Source organism: Aliivibrio finisterrensis (assembly GCF_008933155.1).
GTDB classification, from domain to species: Bacteria; Pseudomonadota; Gammaproteobacteria; order Enterobacterales; family Vibrionaceae; genus Aliivibrio; species Aliivibrio finisterrensis.
Genome location: NZ_WBVP01000012.1, coordinates 25,904 through 44,856, shown reverse-complemented (window position 1 = coordinate 44,856; position 18,953 = coordinate 25,904). Strand labels below are relative to the sequence as shown.

14 protein-coding genes and 1 pseudogene are annotated in these 18,953 nt (G+C 37.6%); 4 read left to right on the top strand and 11 right to left on the bottom strand.

What is annotated here, in order from left to right; all coding sequences use genetic code 11:
- Positions 1–5 precede the first annotated feature (5 nt).
- From lspA to murJ, 4 genes are all read right to left on the bottom strand, one after another.
- Positions 6–521: a signal peptidase II gene (gene lspA, locus F8B77_RS11525; protein ID WP_151655457.1), complete on the bottom strand. Its 516-nt coding sequence runs from the start codon at positions 519–521 to the stop codon at positions 6–8.
- On the bottom strand, positions 521–3,379 hold the full coding sequence (gene ileS, locus F8B77_RS11520; protein WP_151655456.1) for an isoleucine--tRNA ligase: 2,859 nt from the start codon (positions 3,377–3,379) through the stop codon (positions 521–523). Before ileS ends, lspA begins: the two co-directional genes overlap by 1 nt.
- Positions 3,380–3,415: 36 nt before the next feature.
- Complete coding sequence (gene ribF / locus F8B77_RS11515) at positions 3,416–4,348, bottom strand: bifunctional riboflavin kinase/FAD synthetase (RefSeq protein ID WP_151655455.1); 933 nt, start codon at positions 4,346–4,348, stop codon at positions 3,416–3,418.
- A gap of 90 nt (positions 4,349–4,438) precedes the next feature.
- Positions 4,439–5,998: a murein biosynthesis integral membrane protein MurJ gene (murJ, locus tag F8B77_RS11510; RefSeq protein ID WP_151655454.1), complete on the bottom strand. Its 1,560-nt coding sequence runs from the start codon at positions 5,996–5,998 to the stop codon at positions 4,439–4,441.
- A 221-nt stretch (positions 5,999–6,219) separates the two neighbouring features.
- Here murJ and rpsT point away from each other — a divergent pair, with 221 nt between their 5' ends.
- Positions 6,220–6,480 (top strand): 30S ribosomal protein S20, encoded by a 261-nt coding sequence (gene rpsT / locus F8B77_RS11505; protein WP_005417629.1) that lies wholly within the window; start codon positions 6,220–6,222, stop codon positions 6,478–6,480.
- Between the two features lie 366 nt (positions 6,481–6,846).
- Here rpsT and F8B77_RS11500 read toward each other — a convergent pair whose 3' ends face one another.
- Positions 6,847–7,146 carry an ArsR/SmtB family transcription factor gene (locus tag F8B77_RS11500; protein WP_130044318.1) on the bottom strand — a complete coding sequence of 100 codons (300 nt, stop codon included), beginning with the start codon at positions 7,144–7,146 and terminating at the stop codon, positions 6,847–6,849.
- A 47-nt stretch (positions 7,147–7,193) separates the two neighbouring features.
- A complete protein-coding gene (nhaR, locus tag F8B77_RS11495; RefSeq protein ID WP_130046878.1) occupies positions 7,194–8,096 on the bottom strand; it encodes a transcriptional activator NhaR in 903 nt (300 codons plus the stop codon).
- Positions 8,097–8,500: 404 nt separating this feature from the next.
- Between nhaR and F8B77_RS11490 the strand changes: the two genes are divergently transcribed.
- Entirely contained in the window at positions 8,501–9,646 is a 1,146-nt protein-coding gene (locus tag F8B77_RS11490; protein ID WP_130086946.1) for a Na/Pi symporter, read from the top strand.
- A 101-nt stretch (positions 9,647–9,747) separates the two neighbouring features.
- On the opposite strand, the pseudogene F8B77_RS11485 reads toward F8B77_RS11490, so the two are convergent.
- From F8B77_RS11485 to F8B77_RS11465, 5 genes and pseudogenes are all read right to left on the bottom strand, one after another.
- A pseudogene (locus tag F8B77_RS11485) lies at positions 9,748–10,044 on the bottom strand (thymidylate synthase); the annotation flags it as partial.
- Between the two features lie 420 nt (positions 10,045–10,464).
- Positions 10,465–12,300: a DUF2357 domain-containing protein gene (locus F8B77_RS11480; protein WP_151655453.1), complete on the bottom strand. Its 1,836-nt coding sequence runs from the start codon at positions 12,298–12,300 to the stop codon at positions 10,465–10,467.
- Positions 12,301–12,313: 13 nt separating this feature from the next.
- Positions 12,314–14,791, bottom strand: coding sequence for an AAA family ATPase (locus F8B77_RS11475; RefSeq protein WP_151655452.1), 2,478 nt, complete (start codon positions 14,789–14,791; stop codon positions 12,314–12,316).
- A gap of 181 nt (positions 14,792–14,972) precedes the next feature.
- On the bottom strand, positions 14,973–16,346 hold the full coding sequence (locus F8B77_RS11470) for a DEAD/DEAH box helicase (protein WP_151655451.1): 1,374 nt from the start codon (positions 16,344–16,346) through the stop codon (positions 14,973–14,975).
- Complete coding sequence (locus F8B77_RS11465) at positions 16,340–16,864, bottom strand: hypothetical protein (protein WP_151655450.1); 525 nt, start codon at positions 16,862–16,864, stop codon at positions 16,340–16,342. The genes F8B77_RS11470 and F8B77_RS11465 overlap by 7 nt, the downstream gene beginning before the upstream one ends.
- A 102-nt stretch (positions 16,865–16,966) precedes the next feature.
- Between F8B77_RS11465 and F8B77_RS11460 the strand changes: the two genes are divergently transcribed.
- Together F8B77_RS11460 and F8B77_RS11455 are read left to right on the top strand one after the other, a co-directional pair.
- Positions 16,967–17,293 (top strand): helix-turn-helix domain-containing protein, encoded by a 327-nt coding sequence (locus tag F8B77_RS11460; protein WP_151655449.1) that lies wholly within the window; start codon positions 16,967–16,969, stop codon positions 17,291–17,293.
- A gap of 412 nt (positions 17,294–17,705) precedes the next feature.
- A complete protein-coding gene (locus tag F8B77_RS11455; RefSeq protein ID WP_151655448.1) occupies positions 17,706–18,953 on the top strand; it encodes a metallophosphoesterase family protein in 1,248 nt (415 codons plus the stop codon).

The following is an 18,953-nucleotide window of genomic DNA, read 5'->3' as shown; positions in this document are numbered from 1 at the left end:
TAGCCTTATTGCTCTTTTTTACCAGAGCGAAAACCATCTAAGATGATCAGTCCCGCTCCAATACAAATGGCGGCATCTGCTAAGTTAAATGCCGGCCAATGGTAGTTACCCCAGAAAAAATCTAGGTAATCAACAACAAAACCATGAACTAAACGATCAAACACATTACCAATCGCACCCCCAATAATCAGTGCATAAGCAATATTATTTAGTTTGTCAGTTTGTGGCGCTTTACGCATCCAATAGCATAACAAGCTACACACAGCAATCGCAATTCCAGTAAAGAACCAACGTTGCCAACCAGCTTGGTCATTTAAAAAACTGAATGCTGCACCGTAGTTATGAACATAAAGGAAGTTAAAGAAAGGCAACACTTCAATGCGGTTTGCCCAACCGTAACCCATTTCCTTCATCACAAATAACTTGATGCTGATGTCTGCCATAAAGATGATCCCCGCTAGCCATAGCCAGCGGAGTCCTGATTCTTTAAGCAGCGGTAATGTCTTATTATCGCTAGTCATTATGCAAATTTACGCTCTTCGCCTTCGCCGTCAATGTTAGATACACAACGACCACATACTTCTTCGTGACCTTCGATTGTACCTACATCTGCAACATGGTGCCAACAACGCTCACACTTCGCAGCTTCGGATGCTGCAACATCTACAAACAGACCGTCAAGCTCTGTCGCTTTTGCTGATTCTGTTTTTTCGCTAAGTGATTTAACCGTTGCGCTTGATGTTAGAAGAACAAAACGCAGTTCATCTTCTAATTTATTGATTTTAGAAATCAATTTATCATCAGCGTATAGTGTTACTTCAGCTTGAAGTGCACCACCGATAACTTTCTCACCACGAGCGGCTTCAAGCAATTTATTTACAGAAGCACGAACGGCTTGAATGTCAGTCCAGAATTCATTGTTGAACTCTTCACCTTCAGCAAGATCAAATAGACCTTGGTACCACTCACCGGTGAATACAAATTTCTCACGCTCACCTGGCATTTCATTCCAGATTTCATCTGCTGTGAATGACATGATTGGTGCCATCCAACGAACTAGTGCTTCTACAATGTAGTAAAGTGCCGTTTGACAACTACGTTGAGCGTGACCGCTCTTCTTAGCTGTGTATTGGCGATCTTTAATTACGTCTAGGTAGAAAGAACCCATTTCGATTGAACAGAAGTGCATCAAACGCTGAGTTACTTCATGCAGGTTGTATTCATCGTAAGATTTGATGATTTCTTGCTGTGCAGCAAATGCACGACCTACAGCCCAACGATCCAGAGCAACCATTTCTTCAGCAGGAACGATATCTGTTTCTGGATTAAAGCCGCTTAGGTTCGCTAAGAAGAAACGAGCTGTATTACGAATACGACGATATGCGTCAGCTGAACGTTTTAGAATTTCATCAGAAACCGCAACTTCATTAGTGTAATCAGTAGAAGCAACCCATAGACGAAGAATATCTGCGCCTAGTTTGTTTGTTACGTCTTTAGGAGCAACAACGTTACCGATAGATTTAGACATCTTACGGCCGTTACCATCTACCACGAAACCGTGCGTTAGTACTTGGCGGTAAGGTGCTTTGCCTTTCATTGCAACAGAAGAGATCAGTGATGATTGGAACCAACCACGGTGTTGATCTGAACCTTCTAGATAAAGATCTGCGCTGTGTGTTCTCTCTTCTTGTGGGAAGTCATACTCTTCACGAGAATCAACTACAGAGAAGTGAGTAACACCAGAGTCAAACCATACATCTAAAGTATCTAATACTTTTTCGTATTTAGCGGCATCGTCTTCACCCATTAGCTCAGCGGCATCTACATCCCACCATGCTTGAATGCCTTTTTCTTCAACTAGTTTAGCTACTTTTTCAATTAGCTCTAGTGAATTAGGGTGTAATTCAGATGTTTCTTTATGAACGAATAAAGCAATTGGCACACCCCAAGTACGTTGACGAGAAATACACCACTCAGGACGACCTTCGATCATACCTTCGATACGGTTTTGACCCCATTCTGGCATCCACTCAACGCTCTTCACTTCTTCTAACGCTTTTGCACGAAGACCTGCTTGATCCATTGAGATGAACCATTGCGGTGTTGCACGGAAGATGATTGGCGTTTTGTGTCTCCAGCAATGTGGGTAGCTGTGCTCGTACGCATGATGATGCAGTAATGCACCTTTTTCTTTTAGTACTTCAAGAACTGAATCGTTCGCTTTGAATACGTGTTGACCTGCAAATAACTCAGTATCAGGAAGGTATACACCATTTGATCCTACTGGGTTTGCAATTTCTAAATCGTATTTCTTACCAACCACGAAATCTTCTTGGCCGTGACCAGGAGCGGTATGAACGATACCTGTACCTGAATCTGTCGTTACGTGCTCGCCTAAAATAGCTGGAACCGTAAAGCCATAGAATGGGTGATTGAATTGAAGAAGCTCTAAATCAGACCCTTTTGCAAAACCTAAGTTATGGAAATGCTCGATACCCGCACGATCCATTACCGATTTAGCTAGTTCAGATGCAAGAATTAGACGTTGTGCTTTTTGCTCACCATGGGCTTCAACTTGAACTAATACATACTCAAGATCAGCATTCAATGCTACTGCACGGTTAGCAGGAAGAGTCCAAGGTGTTGTTGTCCAAATAACAACGGATACTTCACCTTCGCCTTGATGACCTTCAGGCGTGCTGAATTTTGCTAATGTTGCCGCTTCATCTGCTGCAATAAAACGCACATCAATAGATGGAGAGACTTTATCTTGGTATTCAACTTCTGCTTCAGCAAGTGCTGAACCACAATCAGTACACCAGTGAACAGGTTTAAAACCTTTAAGTAGGTGACCTTGGTCAGCAATTTTACCCAATGAACGGATGATATTTGCTTCTGTACCAAAATCCATAGTGCGGTAAGGTTTATCCCACTCGCCCATGATGCCTAAACGTTTGAAGCTCTCTTTTTGACCTTCAACTTGGCCTGCCGCATATTTACGACATTCTTCACGGAACTCTGCTGCAGAGATCTTTTGACCTGGCTTACCTTTTTTCTTTTCGACCATTAATTCAATAGGTAGGCCGTGGCAGTCCCAACCTGGAATGTATGGTGCATCGAAACCTGAAAGTGTTTTCGACTTAATAATAATGTCTTTAAGAATCTTGTTTAGTGCGTGACCAATATGAATGTCACCATTTGCATAAGGAGGACCGTCGTGTAATACGAACGATTTCTTACCTTTTTTCGCTTTACGGATTTCACCGTAAAGATCTTCATCGTACCAACGCTTAAGCATTTCTGGCTCACGATTAGCCAAGTTACCACGCATTGGGAATCCTGTTTCAGGCAGGTTCAAGGTATCTTTATAGTCACTCATTGATTCTTAATTCCGTTACTTGGGCGAAATGAAATGTTATCTATTTTCAGACAGCCACACCCGTGCTGCCTGAGAATCTAATTCTATTTGTTGTTTTAATGCGTCAAATGACTCAAATTTGTGCTCATCACGCAACTTACAAAGTAATTCTACATTCAATTGCTGGCCATATAAATTGGCTTGATAATCAAAAAAATGTACTTCTAGCTGCTGACGAACGCCATTCACCGTTGGGCGATTACCAATATTAGCAACACCACCTAATTGTTTCCCACTCTTGTCTTTAGCTCGAACAACATAAACGCCAGACACAGGTGAAACACAACGCTTTAATGGAATATTTGCTGTAGGAAAACCAATGGTTCTCCCCAACTTTCGACCATGAGAGACACGGCCTGTAATACTGTAATTTCGCCCTAACATAGTGGCGACATCACTTAAGTTATCATTTGCGAGAGCATGGCGGATGGCCGTACTGCTTACTCTTTGTTTTTCTAAGCGAAAACTTTGTGTATTTACCACTTCAAAACCGTACTTTTTCCCGGCCTCTTGCAGCATGGCGAAATTTCCTTTGCGATGTTTACCAAAGCAAAAATCATCACCAACAACCAGAAACTTAACACCCAATGATCTAACCAACAAGTCTTCGACAAACTCATCAGCGGTTTGTTCTGCAAATTTCTGATTAAAATTAATACACAATAAACGTTCTATTTCTAGTTTTTTAAGCTGAACAAACTTATCTCGTAAACGGGTTAATCGCGCTGGGGCTTTTTCTTTTGCAAAAAACTCCATGGGTTGAGGTTCAAAAGTCATGACAACAGACGGTAAGCCAAGCGCTTTGGCTTTAGACTTAACTTGTTGTAATACTTGCTGATGTCCTAAATGAACACCATCAAAATTACCTATCGTCATTACGCAGCCTTTATGGTCTGGCGTAATATTGTGAATACCTCGGATTAATTCCATTATCTCAATATTAAGTTATTTGATTAAAAAAACTGACGGATTATATACTAATCTTACTAGCCAAACCACTCAACTCAGTGAATAACAATATTATGTATTAACTCGTAAATGACGCAGACGCAATCCTAATATCAGCGCAGGGATTAAGTAACTCGCAGCTCCTAGTACAATAAAGCCTAGCAGCATGAACATTCGTTTTGGTAATTCCCATTCTAGCCATACATTCATGGCAGGCATAAACCACAATAAAACGCCAACCATAATGCCACCAGAGGCCACTAATTTTATAATATAAATAATAGTCTCTTTAGATAGCTTATATACATTTGCCAAATGCAAACCACGATAAAGTAATGCCATGTTAACCAAAGCAGACAATGCTGTTGCCATCGCTAATCCAACATAACCATAGAAATAAGCAAAAATAGCATTAAAAAACATATTGGTTATCATCGCAATGATACCGTAGCGCACCGGCGTTTTAGTATCTTGGCGAGCATAATAGCCAGGAGCCAATACCTTAATTAGCATGAAATTTAATAAGCCAGATGAATAAGCAAGGAGAGATAATGAAGCATTATGTACGTCATTAGGAGAAAACTCACCACGCATAAACAATACCATTAACATAGGTTTTGCCAATACCATTAAACCTAACATCGCAGGGATCCCAAGTAAAATCACCATTCTAACCCCCCAATCCATGGTCTGTGAAAAACCATCACCTTCAGCATCTACATGCTTTCTCGATAGTGCAGGTAATATTACCGTTGCTATTGCAATGCCAAACAACCCTAATGGAAACTCTAACAAGCGATCAGAATAATACAACCAACTGATTGAACCTGTTGCTAGAAAACTTGCAATAAAGGTATCAAGTAACAAGTTAATTTGACTGACTGATACGCCAAATAATGCAGGGATCATTAAGGTTCTGATTTTAGTTACACCGGGATCATTCCAACCCCATTGTGGGCGTACCAACATTTTCGCTTTATAAAGAAATGGAAGCTGGAATAAAAATTGAATCAAGCCGCCCAGAAATACACCAATCGCTAAGCCGATCTCTGGTTGTTCTAAACTTGGTGAAATAAAATAAGCACAAGCAATAATAGCAATATTTAAAAAGACGGGAGTAAATGAAGAAACTGCGAATTTACCGAGGGTATTTAGAATCGCGCCAGAGAGTGCAACGAAAGTAATAAACCACAGATAAGGAAAGGTAATCTTTAAAAGAAAACTGGCAAGTTCAAATTTAGGCGCATTCGGGCCATCATTAAGCCAATCCATAAACCACCCGGCGCCGAACAGAGCAGTGACCGCTCCTGAACCTAAAATCCCGAAAAAAGTGACAATGGTAACGAGAACACCAAGGGTACCCGATGCTTTTGCTATTAATTCACGGGTTTTATTATCATCCCCACTGGCATGATATTCCGTTAATACGGGAACAAAGGCTTGTGAAAAAGCCCCCTCAGCAAATAGGCGACGTAAAAAGTTAGGAATTTTATTCGCAAAGAAGAAAACGTCTGCTGCTGCGCCCGCTCCCATTAAATTTGCTACTACTACATCACGGACTAAACCGAGTACTCGAGACACTAAAGTCATGATACTGACGATTAAGCCAGAACGTAAAAGTCGTTTACTCACAAAAAAACCTCATAAAGATGGCGATGATTACCATAAAGAGCTTACTAACTGGAAAAAATGCTGTTAGAATGCACGCCATCTTAACCGTGTTTTGCCATTCTCATCAAACTTTTGTTTGATTCAGCTTGGTTTTTACACAAATCAGTTGACATTTAAGTTCAAAGAATGCATATTTCCCGACCTTAAATTGTCACCGAACTACGTTTTTGGGAGTTAGACCCTTGGCAAATAGTAAATCTGCTAAGAAGCGCGCAACTCAAGCTGAAAGACGTCGCCAGCACAACGCTAGCCGTCGTTCAATGATGCGCACTTACATGAAAAAAACTATCGCAGCTATCGAAGCTGGCGATAAAGAAGCTGCAACTGCTGCACTAGCAACTGCAACTCCACTTCTAGACCGCATGGCGACTAAAGGCCTTATTCATAAGAATAAAGCTGCACGTCATAAAGCGCGTTTCACTGCAGCAATCAAAGCTCTTTAATAGAAATTTGATTCTCAGTTAGAAATAAGAAAAAACCGACCTAGGTCGGTTTTTTTATGCCTGCTATTTGGTAAATAAAAAAAAGATACGATTCTCTACCCTACCAATGTTTAATACCATTCTGGATAAGTAGTTGTTCAGATAATTGCGTAGGAAAAATCGATTATAGCAAGGCATAAATTACAGTAACTAGTGGATCTAATTACAAAATTTATAACGCAGATATAATCGATTTTAACAAGCAAGAATGATCAAATACTTATGTAGATTGGTATAATACCATTCTGGATAAGTAGTTGTTCAGATAATTGCGTAGATTGGTATAAGCACCTTATCTATATTATGCAGAAAAGTGATCGCCTCGTATTAATTCTTTGGACAATACAGATCATGCAATAATTGAATGACAGACTTAACCTCATGGCTACTTAATGAGTAGTACACGGTTTGAGACTCTTTTCTTGTTGATACCAACTCATCCTTACGTAACCAACCTAAATGCTGAGACAATGCTGATTGGCTCAACTCTAGCTGTTCTGCAATTTGTCCTACCGATAGCTCCCCATCAAGCAGCAAACACAAAATAAACAAACGACGTTCATTTGCCATTGCTTTAAGTAATGTAACGGCTTTTGGCCCATTCTCTGCCATCATCTGTAAATTCATAAATACTACCATCTAATTTAGTTAAAGCTAATTTAGCGTATTCGTCTTTATGATTGCAAATTAAAATCAAATAAATGTGAGAAATCAGCAGAGCAAATGCTTTTTACTGCTGGATGCTGGATCATTCGTTCAGCAAAAATAACGTAATACTCTTCTTTTAAATCATTTACATCAGCAATTCTATGTAAAGTTAGATCAGAGTCTGCCTCATTCATATAAACGGTTGGCGCGAGAAAAACAGCATTGCTTTCACGAGCAAATGCTTTCATTAAGGCGACATCATCAAACTCCCCTAAAATATTTGGGGTAATACCTTGTTGATCACACCACTGGATTACCTTTCTTCCCATTGAGGTTCTGCCACCAGGAATAAGCAGTTTCTTCTTTTCTAAGACTTCAGGGAAGTTGATTGATTCGCTCTCTTTAGAACAAAAGAAACTCATACTACACTCACCTAACTTTTTACTGAAAAGCCCAGAGTTCTGACTTGAATCAACCGGACAATCAGACAAAATCATGTCTAATTTATGTTGAGATAACTGCTCGAGTAATAATTCATGAGTGGATTCAAAACAGCGTAGATGAATAGACGCATCTTCTGGCACTGTTGTTGATAAAACTTTACTTACTAAACGTTTAGAAAGCGCATCAGCAACACCCACATCAAACAATACATTCGACTGCTGGCTGTAATTAACGATATCAAGCATCTCATAACTTAAACCAAACATACGATCTGCATATTTATAGACCAGTTGCCCTAGCTCTGTAGGCTCTACATTCCTACCGTTACGTTTAGTTAATTTACCGTCTAAACGCTCTTCTAATATTTTAATTTGACCAGTGACCGTTTGAGGGGTTAAAAACAGAGCTTCTGCTGCTTTAGTTACTGAACCTTGCTTACATACCATCCAAAAGTAATAAACATGGTTGTAATTTAAGTGGGACATATTGCACCTTATCTCTTTTTGCGAACCGAATAAGTCATCGCATCATAATAATATGAACGATACGCCATTTATTACAGTTAAAGCAAACACTTCGTAAAAACTATTTATTTTATCAAAACCATTCGCTTTTTCCGCAACCAGATTCTTAAAAATGTCATACAAGCGAAACATAGAACAAAAAAGTTTGAAAAAAAATTTTATATTCCATTTTTTAATAAAGAACAAAAACACCTATAACTCAATAACTTAAAGGCACTAAAGATGATAAAAATAGAGCTTAAATGAATTATGAAGCATTTATTACAGTTTTCTCTTTCACTGTAATATTTCTGAAATATTCGTTATCTACTATCGCTTCAGATTAAATAAACCGACAACATACTATTTCGGTACGGAGCTTTACTATGAATACCCAATCAATTTCTGCAGCAACAATGAGCAATACCTCGCGCATGCTGCGTTGGGCAAACTTAGCATTTATGCTTTACCTTCTTCTTTTAGCGGTTGCTATGGTTGGCACAGGCTTTAAATGGTCTGTTGGTGAGGAAGCAAAAGTTCTTTTTGAATTTGCATCTCACCCGATTGCTGGCTTAATGATCGGCTTAGTTGCAACAGCATTAATTCAATCCTCTTCAACTGTGACCTCTATTATTGTTGGATTAGTGGCTGGTGGTTTACCTATTGAAACCGCAATTCCTATGGTAATGGGTGCTAACATTGGTACTACCGTTACCAATACTCTAGTAAGCCTTGGACACGCTCGTTGTAAAAATGAATTTAGACGTGCATTTGCTTGTGCGACGGTTCATGATTTCTTTAACCTATTAGCCGTGTCTATTTTCTTACCTCTAGAAATGATGTTTGGTATTTTCCAAAAACTATCAGCATGGTTAGTGTCTCCGTTCTTAAGTGCGGGCGACATGAACATGAAAGGCTTTGATTTTATCAAACCAATTACCAAGCCAGTTATCAGCGCGATCCAAGAGCCTCTATCTAGCTTTGGAAGCATGACTGGTGGTCTATTAATGATTGCCCTTGGTATTGCGGTTCTTATCATTTCTATTACTCTTATGGGTAAATTAATGAAGAGCTTAATGGTTGGTCGTGCAAAAGAACTGCTTAAGAGCGCAATTGGCCGTGGCCCTCTACATGGTATCGCATCAGGTACAGTGGTAACGGTTCTAGTTCAATCATCATCGACAACAACAAGTTTAATGGTTCCGCTTGTAGGTACTGGTGTACTTAAAGTTCGCGATGTTTACCCATTCACTCTTGGTGCTAACATTGGTACTTGTGTGACGGCTCTACTAGCAGCAACAGCAGCATCAGGTGAGTATGCGGTTCTTGCTCTGCAAATTGCATTGGTTCACCTATGTTTCAACGTAATTGCAACGCTAGTTATCTTCGGTACTCCATTCCTACGTGAGTTACCAATTAAAGGTGCTGAGTGGATTGCAGAAATGGCTAACCGTAACAAGGCGGTTGTTGCTGGATATTTAAGTTTTGTATTCATCATTCTACCAGGTGGCGTATTAGCTCTAACGGTTTAAGAATGATAAACAGATAAAGGAAAGCCCCGAAGTAAATGCTTCGGGGCTTTTTTATGTCTTATACAAATGTAATTAAGTAGGTATTAGTACTGAAATGGGTATTACACTGAAAAAGGATACTTAATCGCTTCATGGCTTTCATAGCCAATCACTTCAAAATCATCCATGGTTACCCAAGTTTCTAAATCTTCTAATGATTTGATCTTAGGGTTTATTTTAAAGGTTGGGGCTTTCAATGGCTCACGCTTTAACTGAACTTCTTTCATCAATTCAAGCTGATCTTCATAAATATGACCATTAACGATCTTATGATACGCCTTACCTGCTTTATGCCCTGTGATTTGAGCGACAATCGCAAGTAGGAAGTACACTTGGACCATATTAAAATTAAGGCCTAATATCTTTAAACCCCCTTTGTTTTGCACATTGCATTATAAAAATAAGGATAATAACCAATTTTACAACTGTGCAAAATTACATATGCACAGTTTAAGTTCAAAATATTACTCATTTTTATTATTCTTTTAACTGGTCTTATCAAATATCAACTCAGTTTAATGTTCAACTATCATTAAGTGTTAGAATAACTGGAAATAAAAACTGTATGTAACGCTGTTTCTCTAGTTACGGAGATATTAGGATGTCAGGAAAAGGGATCTTGAGCCTTTTCCAAAAAAATCGACTCTGATAATATCAGCTTCCAGAAGGATTAGTACTATCTAAGCTTTCTTTTTCCAAAGCGGAGCAGACGTAATTAATACAACTTCACTATCTGTTTATGTCAGTAGCTGTGGCCAACTTTGTTAGCCACACTTAGCTTAAACAGTTTTTTCTAGCGTCGAAAATGACTTTGAACTCAAATCATTATATGACAGTAACGACTCAAGGAGTTTGGATAGTATTAATGTTAGCTTATCTTCAGGTTTATCTGATAGTTCTAAGCCCAGGCACTGTAAAGACGGAGTTATTGGGTCTAAACTCAAAAGATCATGCTCTTTGACATGAAAACTATTAAACGGAGAAGATTGTTCTGGAAATAGGATAGTCATAGAATCGACCACTGCCTTTCCTGTTCCTTTTTGGTGAATGCCATGTATGTATTTCATAGTACATTCAGGAAGTCTTTTCTCCGATGCAATTAACTCAGTTGTATATTTAGCATCAAGAACAGCTAACTTGAACTCTCCATTGGGTTGCTTAACCTCGATAACTATATCTGGGCACCTATGGGAGTACTTATGCGTATGTGACCTGGGTCTTACCTTGGTTTTAGTAACGGTTAAACCTTCTGAGTTAATGAATCTACTATCCGAAACATTTTTATTAAAAGGCATCCAATAAACCGGCTCTCTTAGAAGTGAAATTTCATTTCCATATTTATCTTGCCAGTAACTATTTATCCTATCATTTGTAAGAAAGATACCATTGAGGGTTTCTGAGACTCGATAATAACAATAAGATTCAAACAAAATAGGGATACTTTTTATCGCAAATAAATTCTCATATACAGACCAATCAGGCTTACTTTTCTCATACCAATTAATAAATTCTATAAAAATAGTTCGATAAGAGAGATCTGATGCTGCTTTCGATGTCAGCATTGGCCTTTGCGTTAATGCATGGCTAACGCTTAAATGAGTTTCCAAATGGAATTTAAGGTTAGTTATTGAATATAAGAGACTTTCACATCGGTTTACTTGCTCGCTTAAAAGACGCTTTTTGAATTTGTTTACTTGTTCAAAAAACGATACATAGCCCTTTGGAGGAGAAGTAACTGACGTTTGGTCTTCACCTATACTCTCATATGAGTTTAATTGATTAGACGTTTCGACTATCAATAAATTTACGAAACCATGAATAACTCTATTTTCATAGACATCAGCACTTTCTTTTAGCTCTGAAATCTGAAGAGAACCAGCTCTATACATTCTATTTTCAAAGCGTAAATGTGATTGATGAATATCATCACATTCATCTAAAACTGATAGGTTAGACATCAACCAACCTAGTGATTCATCATTAAAATCATGATGATCATTAGGCTGAATAACCTTTTGTTCAGGGAGGAGTTTAGATATTGGTTTTCTTAATAAGTTCGGAATTAATGATACCAGTAATTTAAAACTATACTCCAATCGCTCCAAATTACTAATAGGGGAGCTACTCCCTTCTTTAAATCCTGCATTGTACTTTGTAGTTTGAAACAAAGAATGTAGCTCATCATCGTTCAAATTAGCTAAATATGACAACATTAACTCTACATTTTTTGCATTAGCTTTCGATGCTAAAACTTCAATAGGCTGAAAATTAAAATAATGATGGCTGCCATCTTGATCTAAGAGTTTTACTGTAAGTTCCGCTACCCCAAAGTAATTGAAGAACAGACATTCCAGTCTTCCTCCCCATTTTTTTTGGGGTAACCAGTTAAAGCAACAATTATTCTCACCATCATCATATGTGATAGAGCTTATATCAATTTTATGATCGTAAAGAATAAGTTCTGCATCTGTATAATGGTTGGGTACAGAAAGCGATAACTCAACTACTTCATTTTCTTTCACCCATTGGTGAGGTACTGAAGATGAAGTAATTGTAGATAAAGAAAACTGATGGCCGTACCTTTCTCCACTTAGAATTTTGATATCAAGCTTCATTTGCTGCTACCAATTAAAAATAAGAGAACGAGCTTGTAAATTCATTCCCACTAGCCAAAATTCGTTCTATTTGAGCCGTCGATCTAGGGTAAGAACGTCCAAGAATGGTCTGAAGGTTACCTAAACGCTTTTTAAAACCTAAACCGTAGCCTTCAATATGTGGAAGTATGTGTTGCTCTATCGCAAAATCTAAAGCAACTTCAGAATCCAGTATTGAACCAACAACTGCACAGTAATTTGTAATGGCATTTACTTTACGTTTGCTTATATGGACTGGGTTTCCTAATTTTGAATCACGTACTGACAATTGGTCAATAACCTGCTTCAATACCAAAGAGTTTGCCTTAGATAATTCAGCATCCTCTGGAATAAATAGCTTTTTCATCAAATTCGAGTGAACGGCACCATCGAGCTTCTTCCCTACAATATTATGGGCAATTTCACTAGACAGATCTAAGTTGATAATTGGAGCTCTATCGATCAAACGAGGAGATAAACGTTCCGTTGTTGCATCATTGTTTATAGTTGCGATGAATCTTACAGATTCATCCAATTTAAGAAATCTTAACTCTTCTTTAGGGATACCTGTATCAATAGGTCTCGAACCGTAATCAGCATCACAATGCCCTATAAAATCAGACCAATAATGTTCCATTGAAGAGAGGTTTGCTTCATCAAGTAAAATAATCTTGTTTGCTTGATTAGCATCTCGTTGTAGGAAATTATATAGTCCAGTTCTTGATTCTTGATATACACCTTTAAGTGAGTTATAAAAACCTAATGTATCTCGGCTTGACACCCAACCACGACCAACAGGAACAAATAGAAAGTTCTTATCGCCTTGGGAGCAGCCTAGGTGCAATGCTTCTGCTAAGCGAGTCGCTGTTGATGTTTTTCCGGTTCCTGGAGGACCACTCAAAACAGTTAAGAAAGACTGATTCACTGAAACTAATAAATTTGTCATTTCTTCTTGAGAGAAAGCTCTTCCGCCATCTTCAGAAAACTCATAACATAAGCTATCGATAAGATCCTCAGCATTTTCCGGCTGATTTTTAGCAAATACAATTGGTTTTGCTTCCAAAGAGGTAGTCTCAAGATATGATTGTCCACTCAAAACTTTATTAATGGCCTCCATTTCGCCAATTTTTTTTGCTAAATCTTGGTTACTTGTAGTTTGTAAAGTATTAACAAAGCCATTCGCTGCAGATTCAAGCATTTTATTATGCTCCTCTAAGTACGACTTTCTTTTATTAAGTTGAGTTGTTTCGTTGACTACCCCTAATTCTTTAGATTGATTTTCTATATCATTCAGAATGTTAGAAAGATCTAACTTGGCAGATTCAATTTCCTTGGAAAGCTCATGCTGCTGTTCTTCAAGGCGCTTTTTAATTGTTTCTTCTTTCTCGGCTTCTATCTTTGCAATCTCTTCTTCGACTTCTTTCTTTTTTTGCACAATCTTTAATTCGAAATCATGTAATTGAATCTCTTTTTGCAAAAATGTATCTGATAGTTTTTGAAGCTTCAGTCGTATTTCTTTTTCTTTTTCATCTGCTTCTTCATTGACTTTATCTAAATGTTCTTGCAGCAAAGATAATTTATTTTCTTCGACGTAAGTTTGTAGGAAGCGTTGTCCAGCAGACGAACCAAGGTACTCTTTTATCAGAGAGTAACCAAAATCAGCTTCCACCAAATACTTGTCTAATAATTTTTTTAAACGCTCTACACGTTCATCTTGTTTAATTATTTGATTAGCTTTCTCACTATCTGCAATAAATTGTTGTAACCTTTCAGCCTCTTTCTTCGCTAAAACTTTAGATTTTTTCCCAAAACCTTGAGCGTTAACAACGCGGATAAGTTGGTCATCAGACAAATAGTCAATACTTGAGTTTCCTGATTTATATTTAGACACAGCCTTAAATGAGGTAATAAATTTCTTCTCTACACCATTAACAAAGGCATCAACAACGGTATCTAAAACCTCTGAGTAATTGAACTTTCCTAGGTACCCTTTACCAAAGCTGAGTAATGGATGAACAAATGGCTCAATCATGTATCTCTTATCATCAGTTTGAGTACTAGACAAAGGCCCATACATGTATTCATTATCTAAGATAAAAAATGGCTGCGATGGAGGAATAATATCTAGAGGTAACAATCCAGCTTGTTTATCAGGAAGGTCTGTAATTAGGACAGGCAAAAATGTATTTTGAGGCAACCTCTCCACATCATTAAGGTGTGCTCTGTATTTTAAACCTTCTTTTGCTTCATCCAAAGAGTGATTGGAAAGCACAAAAAGCTCACTGGTTTCATACTGTTCAGCAATTGCAGGAAAGCCTTTTGTTATCAAGATATCACTAGGGTATTCGTCTCTGTTTAAACGACGATAAGATCCATCCTCTTGCTCAGCCAAAACTGGGATTACAAACCCTTGGTTTTCATTAAGAGCTAACGATTTGACTACTATTAACTTTTCAGGCATTACTTGCTGCATTTTCTGTCCTCATTAAATATCGAAGCCTCAAACATAAACTTCTAGCATTTATATGAAATAATTTAAAAACCATTGATTAAAGAGAATGTTACACTAAATAATATTTAAATTAATTGATTTTATGCACACAAATGTACTACATCACTACAAATTAATTTGCCCACTTATACGCCCCTATACTTTATAGAAAAGCAGAAATCACACGCTGTTTAAAAGTTCCCAACCGAAGTTCGTCTAATGCATCAAGAGAGCCATTTGAATTGAAATCAATATTAGCTGTACTGCTCCACTTCAATTGTCCGTTCATTTCATTTCGTTCTTCTAAACAACTGTTATCCTTCAACTTATTTTTCTGAATATCAAACTCTAGATCTACTTGGTTTTTCATCTTAGCAAACATACATGATTCAGGAATATCTTGCTCAATCCGCTCTGCAAACTCGATCAGACTTTGCTCTGCAAAAGTGAACAACCAGGCTTGCTGGTTTACGGCACCACTCATACGAAGAATCCGTCCTAACACCTGCCTAAAATACAGCTCAGTTTTAACCGAACTCATGTGGCAACAAACTTGAAGGCGCGGAATATCAGTACCTTCACTAATCATTCCTATACTAACTATCCATTGAGTATTATTTTGTCGATAACGGTCAATCTCAGCTAAAGGCTCTTCATGTCGATAAGTGACTATTACGACCGTTTGGGCGTACTTTTGGGAGAGTATCTCCTTGATAGTTTGAGCGTGATTAACAGAAGAGGCTACAACCAACCCTCCTGCCTCTGGAGCATGAGATCGTATATCTGCGAGCTTTTTACAACCAAGGCTAAGCAGGTACTCCATAGCCTCTTGATTGTGAATGACACTTTGATAAGAAGTTTTGGTTTGCTTAATCATTTCTAATATTGAGGTAAACGATTCAACTTTTTTATCACTAGTTACTGATAAATGCTCATTATCAACCAATACGATCTTGGGAGATCTACAGACTTTATCTGCGATGGCTTGTTTGAGAGTATATTGGTAATCAACTAAAAGCACTCCATCAGGATCACTGTATTCTCCCATTACTATAGGCAAGGAATCTGATCTCCATGGAGTACCTGACATCGCGAGAGTATAGGTAGCTAAGCCTTGAACTTTAGTCAGTACCTGTTGACCCCAAACGTTCGCATTTTCAATCTCCAGCCCCGAACAATGGTGTATTTCATCAAAGACGACGAACACTCGATGATTGCGGAGTGTTCGCCAAAACTCACCATTAAGAAACTGAATTGATTGGTATGTTAGAGACTGCCCGATAGAACCCAACCCACCATTAAAAGTGCAATTAAGAGTCTGTGAAAAAGTTCTTTTTATACCGTCTGAAACAGCTAAAGACGGAGAAAAGCACAAGACAAGATCAATCATATCATCTTGCAATAACCTTGAGGCGATAGTTGCTGCAAGTACTGTTTTTCCGGCTCCAGGTGTAGCTTGGCAAAAAAAGTGGTTTTGATTTGTTTTATATTTCTGCAATGCAATTTCTGAACACTCTAACTGCCACTTCCTTAACATGTTTTTTTGCCTTCAGATAAAACATTTAAAACATTCGTTAATACATTCACCTTACCAAGCAAGTGTGCTGAACGTTGCTTTGCTTGCTGTAACAAAGGGGTTAATTTATTCTCAAGCTCTGGAAAGCGGTATCTTAATGATTGGTATTCATCTATTTCACCAAGCACGATCTCCAACTCTCCCTTATACTCCTTACTCTCTCGAAACAAAACCGAGTAATCTGAATTGCGTTCTTTTATTAAAGGTTCAACTTTTTTCTGAGCTGTGACTTGAAGAACTCTAAATTGATCTGTTTGAAAGTATCTTTTACTTCTCCCTGCACCTTCACTTCTAAGCCAGTTCCTTTTCTGATATTGCCATATTTGGCGATAGATTCTCTTCCTTGCTTCAACAAGATCGTGTGTTTCATCTTCAAGGCTTAATGAAGAATCTCTAGCTTCAATAATAGAGAAACCATCCATTTTTTTTTCAATCAACAACTTATACATTAATGCACTAATTTTCATAGAACGTTTCATTTACAACTTATACCGACCTGACACTAAGGATTGCTTAGTATACATAAATCAGTAAAACTAAGAAAATCTTAGTTACTTAGAGTCTAGAGATATGAAATATAAATGTCATTTAATAATCCATTTCCATTGCGCCTCAAAGAGGCGCGTAAAAAAGCGAACCTATCTCAGAAATCCTTGGGAGTCCGCATAGGTATGGATGAAAGTACAGCAAGCCCAAGAATGAATCAGTATGAAAAAGGAAAGCACACTCCAGATGTTCAAACCTTGAAGCTAATCGCAGATGAGCTTGATGTACCTTTGAATTATTTTTTTTGTGAAAGTGAGAGCTCAGCAAAATTAGCTTGTATCATAGACAAAATGACAGAGGATGAAAAAAGAGTACTTCTTGAACATGTATCAAAAACAAAGTTAGATATAAAAAGTGAGTGACTTGTTTTTTAATGCTTTAAATAGTATTTATTCAACAACCCTCAATGCATTCACCCAAAAAATAAGACTTATGCTTTGCATGCAATTTATCATTACGCAAGTTGCATAACGCAAGTTGCGTAATGAGTCAAAAAGGAGATTAAACTCCTTAACAATCCATGAATAAGTTGAAGTCTTGTTAATCTGATTTATAAAGATATAACGCAAATAGTTAAATCACACTATATCTATCAGATAAAACGCACTAAAAACATAATAACAAGTACAACAACTTACCGCTTTTAAAATTAATGATTATTTAATATGCATACTATTTCCAACCATATTACTTACTAATTCAAGAAGCCATCTAATATAAAACTATGATACATTTAGCATTTAGTAACTGTTACACAACGGGGTTTGGAAGTTAATGCCATCAAAATCATTGAAAGTTGCGGTAGTAAGTGACTTACATTTTGTTAATAGTGATAAAGTCAAGGATGGCAGCCGACATTCTTGGTTAACATTCAATGGCGAAAAAGGCTTAACAAATAATTTTTGGCAAAGTTTAATAGATAAGGTTAAAAGTGACTCAATTAGTGCTGATATCCTTGTTTGTCCTGGTGATATTACCACCCACTCTGAAAAAAGTGCTTTGCAGTTCGCTTGGAAAAAATTAAACGAACTTGCCAACACTTTAGGTTGTGAAATTCTTGTCGCTGCCACTGGTAATCATGATGTTAATAGCAGAGGCTTTGAACTTCACAATGTTATTAGAGAGTTAGACAAAGATCATTGTCTTGTTGAAGACTTAAAACAACTCTCACCTATCTACCCGTTAGTACACCTGAATAAAAATGAATCAATGAGCGATCATATAAATCGTATCCATTACTTTGGTTCAAACTTCCTTTTTTCTCAAACAGAATCATATAACTTAATAACTCTAAATAGTTGCTCTAATCATACAAATAACCCAGTCGCATATGAAAAAGGGTTTGTTTCAAAATCTACACATCAATGGTTAGAGTCAACTTTGCAAGCTCACTTTGACAATCAAAACAAAAAGTTAGGATTACTCGTTTGTCACCATCATCCAATACAGCACCCAAACTATAATTTAGGCTCATATGACTTTATGAATGGTGGCGTTGAATTGCTTGAAATGCTTAATAGATATGGCAATTGGATAGTCATTCATGGACATAAGCATCACGGTAAAATCTCTTACTTCTCTGATGGAAGCAAGAGAACTGTTGTGTTTGCTGCTGGTACCCTTTCATGCCACAAAGAGAGTTTAGGGGATGACTTCGCGAATCAATTCTACGTCATGGATATAGACCCTAAAAAGACACGAGGGACTCCCCAAGGTGTACTTGATGTATACTCCTGGCAAGGGAATCACTGGGGTCTATCTAAAAGAAGAAATGATGGAGTATTTACAGGGGTGGGCTTTGGGTTTGTTGGATGTTTAGAGGAACTAGCAGAGGATATCGCTAACATTGTAGCTCCAGTAACTGGTACTACATGGAATGACATCATTGAAAAATTCCCAAATATTAAACACTGTGTACCTAAAGACTTAAAACATTTAGAACAGAATCTTTTGGAATATAACATCGATTTTATAATGAATGACAGTGGTGAAATCGAAAAACTTGAGAAAACAGAGGCATAA

What these genes read in the sequence shown, in the direction of transcription:
- lspA (WP_151655457.1), bottom strand. Translation starts at nt 521, where the DNA reads ATGACTAGCGATAATAAGACATTACCGCTGCTTAAAGAATCAGGACTC.
- ileS (WP_151655456.1), bottom strand. Translation starts at nt 3,379, where the DNA reads ATGAGTGACTATAAAGATACCTTGAACCTGCCTGAAACAGGATTCCCA.
- ribF (WP_151655455.1), bottom strand. Translation starts at nt 4,348, where the DNA reads ATGGAATTAATCCGAGGTATTCACAATATTACGCCAGACCATAAAGGC.
- F8B77_RS11500 (WP_130044318.1), bottom strand. Translation starts at nt 7,146, where the DNA reads ATGAATTTACAGATGATGGCAGAGAATGGGCCAAAAGCCGTTACATTA.
- nhaR (WP_130046878.1), bottom strand. Translation starts at nt 8,096, where the DNA reads ATGTCCCACTTAAATTACAACCATGTTTATTACTTTTGGATGGTATGT.
- F8B77_RS11490 (WP_130086946.1), top strand. Translation starts at nt 8,501, where the DNA reads ATGAATACCCAATCAATTTCTGCAGCAACAATGAGCAATACCTCGCGC.
- F8B77_RS11480 (WP_151655453.1), bottom strand. Translation starts at nt 12,300, where the DNA reads ATGAAGCTTGATATCAAAATTCTAAGTGGAGAAAGGTACGGCCATCAG.
- F8B77_RS11475 (WP_151655452.1), bottom strand. Translation starts at nt 14,791, where the DNA reads ATGCAGCAAGTAATGCCTGAAAAGTTAATAGTAGTCAAATCGTTAGCT.
- F8B77_RS11470 (WP_151655451.1), bottom strand. Translation starts at nt 16,346, where the DNA reads ATGTTAAGGAAGTGGCAGTTAGAGTGTTCAGAAATTGCATTGCAGAAA.
- F8B77_RS11465 (WP_151655450.1), bottom strand. Translation starts at nt 16,864, where the DNA reads ATGAAACGTTCTATGAAAATTAGTGCATTAATGTATAAGTTGTTGATT.
- F8B77_RS11460 (WP_151655449.1), top strand. Translation starts at nt 16,967, where the DNA reads ATGTCATTTAATAATCCATTTCCATTGCGCCTCAAAGAGGCGCGTAAA.
- F8B77_RS11455 (WP_151655448.1), top strand. Translation starts at nt 17,706, where the DNA reads ATGCCATCAAAATCATTGAAAGTTGCGGTAGTAAGTGACTTACATTTT.